Origin of the sequence: Ferrovibrio terrae, from assembly GCF_943371255.1 — a bacterium.
Lineage (GTDB): Bacteria > Pseudomonadota > Alphaproteobacteria > Ferrovibrionales > Ferrovibrionaceae > Ferrovibrio > Ferrovibrio terrae_B.
In genome coordinates this window covers 1-8,335 of record NZ_CALRUC010000154.1, presented here as the reverse complement: position 1 = coordinate 8,335, position 8,335 = coordinate 1, and the positions used below count along the sequence as shown (strand labels likewise).

Sequence of the window (8,335 nt, the reverse complement as noted above, 5' to 3'; positions counted from 1 at the left end):
ACCACCAGCGGCACATCCAGCGTGGCGGCCGACTGCATCACCGCCTTCGCCACCGCGATCAGCGCATCCACCTCTGACTCGGGCGCCTCGAACACCAGTTCGTCATGCACCTGCAGCAGCATGCGGGTCTTGAGCCCCTCGGCCGCCAGCGCTGCCGGCAGCTTCGCCATGGCGCGCTTGATGATGTCGGCGGCCGAACCCTGGATCGGCGCGTTGATCGCGGCGCGTTCGAGGAAGTTGCGCTCGGCCGGGTTCTTGGAGTTGATGTTGGGGAAATGCACGCGGCGGCCATACAGCGTGGTGACGAAGCCCTGCTCTTTCACCTGCTTTTTCGTGCTGTCCATATAGGCGCGGATACCGGGATAGCGCTGGAAATACGCCTCGATATAGCTCTGCGCCTCGCGCTGCGGAATCCCGAGCTGGGCGGCCAGGCCAAACGCGCTCATGCCGTAGATGATGCCGAAGTTGATCGCCTTGGCGGCGCGACGCACCATCGGGTCCATGCCTTCGACCGGCGTGTTGAACACCTGGCTGGCGGTCAGCGCATGGATGTCGATGCCGTCGCGGAAGGCCTGCTTCAGCGTGGCGATATCGGCGATATGGGCGAGGATGCGCAGCTCGATCTGCGAATAGTCGGCCGAGATGATCTTGTGGCCGGCCTCGGCGACAAAGGCCTTGCGGATCTTGCGGCCTTCCTCGGTGCGCACCGGGATATTCTGCAGGTTGGGATCGCTTGACGCAAAACGCCCGGTATTGGTGGCCGAGAGCGCAAAGGAGGTGTGCACGCGGCCGGTGCGCGGGTTGATCGAGGCGACCAGCGCATCGGCATAGGTCGATTTCAGCTTGGCGAGCTGGCGCCAGTCGAGCACCGCGCGCGGCAGCTCATGGCCTTCCGCGGCCAGTTCCTCCAGCACCTCGGCGCCGGTGGAATAGGCGCCGGTCTTGCCCTTCTTGCCGCCGGGCAGTTTCATCTTGTCGAACAGGATCTCGCCGAGCTGCTTGGGCGAGCCGATGTTGAAGCTTTCCTCCGCCAGCGCATGCGCCTTTTTCTCAAATGCCTCCATGCGGGTGGCGAAATCGGCCGACAGGCGGTTGAGTTCGGCCGGATCGACCTTGATGCCGGCGCATTCCATCGCCGCCACCACCGCCGGCAGCGGCCGTTCGATGGTCTCGTACAGCGTCACCTGTTTCTCGGCCAGCAGGCGCGGCTTCAGCACATGGTAGAGCCGCAGCGTCACATCGGCGTCTTCGGCGGCATAGTCGCGCGCCTTGTCCAGCGCCACCTCGGCAAAGGAGATGCGCGCCTTGCCGGTGCCGGTCACCTCGTCATAGCTGATCGGCTTGTGGCCGAGATGGCGTTCCGACAGTTCGTCCATGCCATGGCCATGCTTGCCGGCATCCAGCGTGTAGGACATCAGCATGGTATCGTCATAGGCGACGATCTGCACGCCGTGCTTCTCCAGCACCGCCATGTCGTATTTGATATTCTGCCCGACTTTCAGCACGCCCGGATCGGCCAGCAGGGGCTTCAGCGCGGCCAGCGCGTCGGCCAGCGGAATCTGCTGCAAGGCGCCGTCGCCGCCGAAATCCAGCCCGCCGCCGCCCTTGCGATGCCCGAGCGGCACATAGCAGGCCTCGCCCGGCGCAACGCTTAAGGAGATGCCGACCAGTTCGGCCATGGTGGGAGACAGACTGGTGGTCTCGGTGTCAAACGCGATCAGCCCGGTCTCGAAGCCGCGCGCGATCCACGTCCGCAGCGTGTCGAGATCCTGCACCAGCGTGTAACGCTCGCGGCTGACCGGCGGCGTTTCCGGCCCGCCCTCGCCCGGATAGGCAATCGGCGTCGTCGCTTTATGCGCCGAGGCGACCGGCGCGCTGTACATGCTCTCGGGTCGCGCCGTGACGCCGGCCGCGCCGCCGCTCATATCGGTGCCGCGCGCCTTCAGGCGGTTTTCGATCCGCGCGGTCAGGGTGCGGAATTCCATCTCGTTAAGGAAGGCCGACAGCTTCGGCCATTCCACCGGCCCCAGCTTGAGATCGTCGAGGCCCAGCTCCAGCGGCACGTCGTCCTTCAGCTTGACCAGCTGGTAGGAGATGCGCGCCTTGTCGGCATTGGTCAGCAGCGTTTCGCGCCGCTTGGGCTGCTTGATCTCGCCCGCGCGCGCCAGCAGCGATTCCAGGTCGCCATAGGTGTTGATCAGCTCGGCCGCGGTCTTGATGCCGATACCGGGCACGCCGGGCACGTTGTCGGTGCTGTCGCCGGCCAGCGCCTGCACATCGATCACCTTGTCGGGCGTGACGCCGAATTTCTCCATCACCTCGGCCGGGCCGATATTGCGATCCTTCATCGGATCCATCATGCCCACGCCGTCACGCACCAGCTGCATCAGGTCCTTGTCGGAGGATACGACGCAGACCTCCATGCCGGCCTCGTTGGCGATGCGGGCATAGGTGGCGATGATGTCATCGGCCTCGAAGCCGTCTTTCTCGATGCTGGGCAGGCCGAAAGCCCGCGTCGCCTCGCGGATCGGGGCGAATTGCGGGATCAGGTCTTCCGGCGTCTCCGAGCGGTTGGCCTTGTAGGCGGGATAGATCGTGCTGCGGAAGGTTTCGCGGCCGGCATCGAAGATCACGGCCATATGGCTGACCGCCTGGTCATGCTCGGCCTTGTCGCGGAGCGAGGACAGCATGTTGCAGAAGCCCGACACGGCGCCGATCGGCAGGCCGTCGGATTTGCGCGTCAGCGGCGGCAGCGCGTGATAGGCCCGGAAGATGTAGCCCGAACCGTCGACGAGATAGAGGCGATGTTTCGAGGCCATGCCTTAGTGGCCGTGGCCCGTGCCGTCTTTCAGGATGTAGTGGCGGCCGCAATACGGGCAGTCGATCTCGGTCTTGTCGCCCATGTTGAGATAGACGCGCGGATGGCCCAATGCGCCGCCGCCATCGCAGGCCACGACCGGGCTGTCGACGGTGATGGTCTCGGGGGCAGTATTTTTAGCGGCCTGCATGGTGGTCTCCGGAGGGCTGCCAGAAAGCGTTCGCTGATGCCCCGGGTTTGACCCCCAAGGCCCAAGGTGATACCTAGCGCAGCACCGTTCGCCACGCCAGTCTTACAGGCCTTCAGAGCCATGCCCGCTGCCGATTCCGCCCTGCTTTCCGGGGTTCCTGCTGCATCCGATCCTGGGCCCGCTATTGCCGTGCGCGACCTGGTCAAGGTCTATGGCAGCGGCAAGGCCGCCAAGACCGCCCTGCATGGTGTCACCCTCGATATCCCGCGCGGCAGCTTCTTCGGCCTGCTGGGCCCGAACGGGGCGGGCAAATCGACGCTGATCAACATCCTGGCCGGCCTGGTGCGCAAGACCTCGGGCACCGCTGCGGTCTGGGGCCATGACATCGACACCGACACGCGGCGCGCGCGGGCGGCGATTGGCGTGGTGCCGCAGGAACTCAACCTCGATCCGTTTTTCACCCCGCGCGAGGCGCTGGAATTCCAGGCCGGCCTCTATGGCGTGCCGCGGTCCGAGCGCCGCGCCGATGAGATCCTGGCAGCGCTGGGCCTCACCGACAAGGCCAACTCCTATGCCCGCACGCTGTCGGGTGGCATGCGCCGCCGCCTGCTGGTGGCCAAGGCGCTGATGCACAATCCGCCGGTGCTGGTGCTGGACGAACCCACCGCCGGCGTCGATATCGAACTGCGCCAGCAGCTCTGGGCCTATGTGCGGCAACTGAATGCCAATGGCACCACCGTGGTGCTGACCACGCATTACCTGGAAGAGGCCGAGGCGCTGTGCGACCACATCGCCATCGTCAACCACGGCCGCATCGTGGCGCATGACACCACGCCCAGCTTGCTCGCCCGGCTCGACCGCAAGGATGTGATCCTGACGCTGGATGCCGATCTGGCCGCCGTGCCGCCGGCGCTGGAAAGCCTGGGTGCCGAACTGCTCGGGCCGCGTCGGCTGCGGCTGCATTATCGGCCGAGCCAGATGCCGTTCAGCACCCTGCTGGCGCGTGTGCAGGCGGCGGGGCTGGCAATCCATGACCTGACGACGCAGGATGCCGATCTGGAAGACCTGTTCCTCGAGCTGACGCGCAATCGCGCTGCGTAATCTGGCGTGCAGCCTGAGTCGCGCTGCCTGAACGGCCCGGCTTATCGCTTGCTCAGCGCCGCCTGGATGCGCGCATGCACGGCATCGAGGTCATAGGGCTTGGCCACCATCAGGCCGGCGGCATAGCGCGCCAGTTCCGAGGCGACGCCGGAGGTGACCAGCACCGGCACGGTCGGATGTTTTGCCCGCGCCCATTCTGCCAGCGCGATGCCATCCATGTCGCCGGGCATCTGCACATCGGTGAACATCAGGTCGATGGCCTGGCGGTCGAACCAGGCCCTGGCCTTGGCAGCGTTCTCCGCCTCCAGCACCAGATAGCCGCAGCTTTCGAGATAATCCACCGTCATCAGGCGCACCAGATCGTCGTCTTCCACGACCAGCACAACGGCCGCCTTGGGCGGCTGCTGCGCGGCGAGCATCATCATATGTGTGTGGGGCAAGGACGGTACTCCGGGTGCCGCAACAGGCCGGCACATATGAAAGAACAGGGCGGGTGCTGGATAGTTCCGTTCAGGGCATGTGCGGCAGTGCGATTTCGCGCGGGAAGGCGATGGTGACCTGGGTGCCGGTGCCGTCATCCTTGCGGCCGACACTGAGGTCGCCGCGCAGCTGCGACACCAGCGAGGTGATCACCTTCATGCCGAAACCGCGCGCGGGCTTGAGAATCTCGTCAGGCGGCGGGCCGTCGCCTTCGTCGGAGACCGACAGGGTATAGCCGGTTGCGGTATCGGCGAAGCGCACCGCCACCTTGCCGGCGCCGTATTTGGTCGCGTTGGTCACCAGTTCGTTGATGATCAGGCCGATGGCGACGATCCGCGCGGTGGGCAGCTTCACCTCGGCGCCGCTCACTTCGATGCTGCCGCGATTGGTCGCCTGCAGCATGATGGAAAGATCGTCGCAGACGCGCTGCAGATACTGCGCCACATCGGCATGCTCGATGCCTTCGCTCAGATAGATATGCTGGTGCACCCGGGCGATGGCGGAGACGCGGCCGGCCGCCTGTTTCAGCTGGGTCGGCACGTCGTCATCGCTTGGCGTGCGGCTTTGCATCGACAGCAGGCCCGATACCAGCTGCAGGCTGTTCATCACCCGGTGGTCGATCTCGTTGGCCATCAGAGTGGTCAGGCGCAGCGCCTTGTCCTTGGCGGTGGCGGCCTCGGCCAGCGCCACGGCGGCCTGCCGGCCCGCATTGCGCAGCTCCAGTTGGTCCATCACGATGGCGGCCAGGCTGTTCAGGCTGGCAATCTGGCGTTTGGTAATGCTGCGCGGCTTGTGGTCCATCACGCAGAGCGTGCCCAGGTTGGAGCCATCGGCAGTGGTAAGCGGCACACCCAGATAGAAGCGCAGGCCGAAATCGCCGGCGACCAGCGGATGCGCCAGGGCGCGCGGATCGCTGGCGGCATCGGTCAGCAGCCAGGCGCGTTTTTGCAGGATCGCCGAAGCGCAGAGCCCGGCATCGCGGCTGGTCTGCACCATCGGCATGCCATGGCGCGATTTGAACCAGACGCGGTCCTCGGCCACGATGCTGATCAGCGCCACCGGCGTGCCGAACAGCTCGGCAGTCAGACTGGTGATGTGGTCGAAGGTGCTCTCGGGCGGCGTATCCAGCACGGCATACTGCCGCACAGCCGCCATCCGGACCTCTTCCGCCTGCGCGCCGGAAAGAAGTCGATGCAGGGACGGCATCATCTGCGGCGTCTCATGGCGGCGGGAACAGTCTGTCGATTGTCAGTGTGATGACAGGGTACGCTTATTTCGAGGTAAGTCCATGACCAACTGCTGATGGCAGCTGCAGTTCCGCCGCAATGGGGCTGCATACAAAAGAGGTATGCACACTCACGCCACGGGGGCGGGTGCGTTTCGGTCGCGGATAATGGCCGGCTTCCGGCGTTTATGCCGCAATGCCGCTTCAGCTTTGCCGCCAGCACAGCTGCTGCGGGCGTTACGCGGCCCTGCTTGTTTTTGTCTCGCTGCCTGGCTGTGCCGCGTCATAGCGCCGCTGCGCCGCCAACACCTGGCCCAGGTTATGCTCGGCCCACAGCCGCATCTGATCCACCAGCGCGGCCAGGGTCTTGCCCAGCGGCGTGATCGAATATTCCACCGTCACCGGCACGGTGGCGATGGCGCGGCGATGCACCAGGCCGTCGCGCTCCATGCTTTTCAGCGTCTGCGACAGCATCTTCTGCGACACACCGCCGATGCGCCGGCGCAGCTCGTTGAAGCGCACCGGGCCATCCAGCAGCAGGATCAGCACCAGCACGGTCCATTTGTCGCCGATGCGGTCGAGCACCTGCCGGGTCGGGCAGCTGGCATCGTAGCTGTTGCCGGTGACGGTCTTGCGCTTTGCGGCCATGGTCTGTCCCTCGTATGCCTTTGAAGACCGGGTGTCTTTGCAGACTGGTTGTCTTTGCAGGCCGGTTGTCTGTGCAGACTGGCAGGTGGTTACCCCGATCTCACCTGACCGGGAAAAAGTGCCTTCTTTACACCTGATAGCCAATCCGCCATCTGGTTACCAGTAGAAACTACCATACTGGTACAAGGAGAGACAGCCATGAAAATCGCCCTGATCGGCGCCACCGGCAATATCGGCAGCCGCGTGCTGACCGAAGCGCTCAGCCGCGGCCACCACGTCACCGCCATCGTGCGCAACCCGGAGAAGGTGCCGGCGCGGCCCGGCGTGACGGCAAAGGCCGGCGATGCGCATGATCCGGCTGCGCTGGCGCCGCTGCTGGCCGGCCATGATGCGGTGGTCAGCGCCGTGCATTTCCTCGCCTCCGATTTTTCCAAGCTGCTCGCCGCCGTGCGGCAATCGGGCGTGAAACGCTGGCTGATGGTGGGCGGCGCCGGCAGCCTGGAGGTGGCGCCGGGGCTCAAGCTGATCGACGCGCCCGGCTTCCCCGAGATCTACAGGGCCGAGGCGGCGAAGGGCGGCGAATTCCTCGAGGCGCTGAAGGCCCAGGCGGCCGACCTCGACTGGAGCTTCCTGTCGCCGTCGGCGATGATCGTGCCGGGCGAGCGCACCGGTAAATTTCGGCTCGGCAAGGATACGCTGCTGAGCGATGCCAAGGGCGACAGCCGCATCTCGATGGAGGATTACGCCATCGCGCTGATCGACGAGCTGGAAAGCCCCAAGCATATCCGCCAGCGATTCACCGTGGGGTATTGAGGGCTACAGGCGGATATCAGTCCGGATGACGTCAAACGGCGCCTTGTACGGGGCGTCATCCGGCTTTTCCAGCAGGCCGACTGCCAGCAGGGCTTTCACGTCCTGGTGCACATTCTTGTAGCTGCGCTCCACGCCGGCGGCGATTTCCGTGATCTTGCGCAGCTTGTGCCGCCGCACATAGCGCAGCAGGGCCTGCCGCTTGGGCGTCAGCACCTTTGCGGCATCGTCCAGGCTCTGGAAGTGGATATGGGTTTGCGCGATCGGCGCCCCGGCTTCCAGCGCGCGCCACTTGTCGACAAACTCCTGGCCGAGGCTTTCAAGGCTGCGGGTTCCGATGCTGAGGCGAACGGTCTTGCGGGTCATAGCGTGCGGCCTCCATTGTTGCGGACATCGGCGATGAAATCTGCGATCAGCGCCTCGGGTGTCGTGAACCTGTAGGGCATTTCCTTACCCTTGATATGTTTGTGATCGCCTTTGCCGCGCTCGTTGTCATAGCCAACGATCCGTGTCCCGGCCCGACCGAAGAACAGCCGGTATTTGAATCCATGCTCTGAGCCGGCCACCGGTTCCGGCACTTTCCAAACGATCATCTCGATCACCGAGCCATCGGGGTAAACCGACTTCAGATGATAATAGAGATCGGCAGCAACCATATGGTGCAGCATACCATATTTTTCTGCCGCGTCGAATATTCGTGATGACGGCGTGGATCATGCCGCAGGCCCGTGGCAGGTGCACGTCATAGGCAGGGAATAATCTAGTATTCACCGGAAAACTGCAAATTCTGCTTGATATTTGTTCCTGTTTTGTATTATATGAGATGACGAGTGCCCGCTGGGCCCCGGCCTGCAGCCGGGATAACCCGACTGCGGATAACGCTCCCGCGTAACGAGAGGATTTCCCCCCGCCCTGGCATCGCGCCAGCGCGACTGGCGGCCTGCATCCGCAGGTCCGGCAAATGGAGACTCACGATGTGCAACGGAGTGAACTGCATGCACCAGACGCTTTTCAACACCGGCCTAAGCCTGCGCGCGCCCCTCAGCCCCGATCATGTGGTCGA

At 64.6% G+C, this 8,335-nt stretch carries 9 protein-coding genes; 2 read left to right on the top strand and 7 right to left on the bottom strand.

Translation table 11 applies throughout. The features are described 5' to 3' along the window. Positions 1-2,819, bottom strand: a 2,819-nt coding sequence (polA, locus tag AAG799_RS21230) for a DNA polymerase I (protein WP_341898989.1), incomplete at its 3' end; no start/stop codon positions are given. Between the two features lie 3 nt (positions 2,820-2,822). Beyond that, positions 2,823-3,008, bottom strand: a complete 186-nt coding sequence (locus AAG799_RS21225; RefSeq protein ID WP_341898987.1) for a zinc-finger domain-containing protein — start codon at positions 3,006-3,008, stop codon at positions 2,823-2,825. Positions 3,009-3,128: 120 nt separating this feature from the next. Between AAG799_RS21225 and AAG799_RS21220 the strand changes: the two genes are divergently transcribed. After that, positions 3,129-4,109 carry an ABC transporter ATP-binding protein gene (locus AAG799_RS21220; RefSeq protein WP_341898985.1) on the top strand — a complete coding sequence of 327 codons (981 nt, stop codon included), beginning with the start codon at positions 3,129-3,131 and terminating at the stop codon, positions 4,107-4,109. 41 nt (positions 4,110-4,150) lie between these two features. On the opposite strand, the gene AAG799_RS21215 is transcribed toward AAG799_RS21220, so the two are convergent. The 3 genes from AAG799_RS21215 to AAG799_RS21205 form a co-directional block, all read right to left on the bottom strand. Continuing rightward, positions 4,151-4,549, bottom strand: coding sequence for a response regulator (locus tag AAG799_RS21215; RefSeq protein ID WP_341898983.1), 399 nt, complete (start codon positions 4,547-4,549; stop codon positions 4,151-4,153). Positions 4,550-4,619: 70 nt separating this feature from the next. Beyond that, positions 4,620-5,744 (bottom strand): histidine kinase dimerization/phosphoacceptor domain -containing protein, encoded by a 1,125-nt coding sequence (locus tag AAG799_RS21210; RefSeq protein ID WP_341898982.1) that lies wholly within the window; start codon positions 5,742-5,744, stop codon positions 4,620-4,622. Positions 5,745-6,051: 307 nt separating this feature from the next. After that, on the bottom strand, positions 6,052-6,462 hold the full coding sequence (locus AAG799_RS21205) for a helix-turn-helix domain-containing protein (RefSeq protein ID WP_341898981.1): 411 nt from the start codon (positions 6,460-6,462) through the stop codon (positions 6,052-6,054). A gap of 198 nt (positions 6,463-6,660) precedes the next feature. On the opposite strand from AAG799_RS21205, the gene AAG799_RS21200 reads away from it, so the two are divergent. Next, positions 6,661-7,275: an NAD(P)-dependent oxidoreductase gene (locus AAG799_RS21200; protein WP_341898980.1), complete on the top strand. Its 615-nt coding sequence runs from the start codon at positions 6,661-6,663 to the stop codon at positions 7,273-7,275. Between the two features lie 3 nt (positions 7,276-7,278). Here the strand turns inward: AAG799_RS21200 and AAG799_RS21195 are convergent, their stop codons facing one another. Both AAG799_RS21195 and AAG799_RS21190 read right to left on the bottom strand, forming a co-directional pair. Next, positions 7,279-7,638 carry a hypothetical protein gene (locus AAG799_RS21195; RefSeq protein ID WP_341898979.1) on the bottom strand — a complete coding sequence of 120 codons (360 nt, stop codon included), beginning with the start codon at positions 7,636-7,638 and terminating at the stop codon, positions 7,279-7,281. Continuing rightward, positions 7,635-7,940 (bottom strand): DUF6516 family protein, encoded by a 306-nt coding sequence (locus tag AAG799_RS21190; protein ID WP_341898978.1) that lies wholly within the window; start codon positions 7,938-7,940, stop codon positions 7,635-7,637. Before AAG799_RS21190 ends, AAG799_RS21195 begins: the two co-directional genes overlap by 4 nt. Between the last annotated feature and the right edge of the window lie 395 nt (positions 7,941-8,335).

Bases quoted from the DNA above. Each gene is read 5' to 3' on its own strand.
- AAG799_RS21190 (WP_341898978.1), bottom strand. From the start codon at position 7,940: ATGCTGCACCATATGGTTGCTGCCGATCTCTATTATCATCTGAAGTCG.
- AAG799_RS21225 (WP_341898987.1), bottom strand. From the start codon at position 3,008: ATGCAGGCCGCTAAAAATACTGCCCCCGAGACCATCACCGTCGACAGC.
- AAG799_RS21205 (WP_341898981.1), bottom strand. From the start codon at position 6,462: ATGGCCGCAAAGCGCAAGACCGTCACCGGCAACAGCTACGATGCCAGC.
- AAG799_RS21195 (WP_341898979.1), bottom strand. From the start codon at position 7,638: ATGACCCGCAAGACCGTTCGCCTCAGCATCGGAACCCGCAGCCTTGAA.
- AAG799_RS21200 (WP_341898980.1), top strand. From the start codon at position 6,661: ATGAAAATCGCCCTGATCGGCGCCACCGGCAATATCGGCAGCCGCGTG.
- AAG799_RS21210 (WP_341898982.1), bottom strand. From the start codon at position 5,744: ATGGCGGCTGTGCGGCAGTATGCCGTGCTGGATACGCCGCCCGAGAGC.
- AAG799_RS21220 (WP_341898985.1), top strand. From the start codon at position 3,129: ATGCCCGCTGCCGATTCCGCCCTGCTTTCCGGGGTTCCTGCTGCATCC.